This is a genomic window from Mesorhizobium sp. M7A.F.Ca.CA.004.06.1.1, assembly GCF_003999135.1.
Classification (GTDB): domain Bacteria; phylum Pseudomonadota; class Alphaproteobacteria; order Rhizobiales; family Rhizobiaceae; genus Mesorhizobium.
Genome location: NZ_RZPQ01001500.1, coordinates 1 through 382 on the forward strand (window position 1 = coordinate 1; position 382 = coordinate 382).

1 protein-coding gene is annotated in these 382 nt (G+C 64.9%); it reads left to right on the forward strand.

Going from position 1 to position 382, the window contains the following annotated elements; genetic code table 11:
- Positions 1 to 382, forward strand: a 382-nt coding sequence (locus tag EN906_RS37135) for a DUF2059 domain-containing protein (RefSeq protein ID WP_127375912.1), incomplete at both ends; no start/stop codon positions are given.

Consider the following 382-nt stretch of genomic DNA (forward strand, 5'->3'; position numbering starts at 1 on the left):
CACCTGAAGGCCGCCCGCGCGGCGGTCGCTGCGATCCACGCGACCGACCCGTTCGACAACATCCTGCCGCAGGCAGCCGCAGCGCTCGAATCGCAGCTGATCCAGAAGAACCCGGACATGCAGGAACTGATCGGCAAGACGATCAGCGAGAAGGCGCTGGCGCTGGCCTCGCGCCGCGCCGATCTCGAGAAGGAAGCCGCACTCGCCTACGCAAAAGTGTTCTCCGAAAAGGAACTGACCGACATCGCCGCCTTCTACAATTCCGATTCGGGCAAGAAGCTGCTCGATAGCGGCCCGACGGTGACCCGCGAACTGGTCAAGGCAGCCGACATCTGGCAGAACGGCCTCGGCCGCGATCTCGCCCAGCAGGTCGGCGAAACGC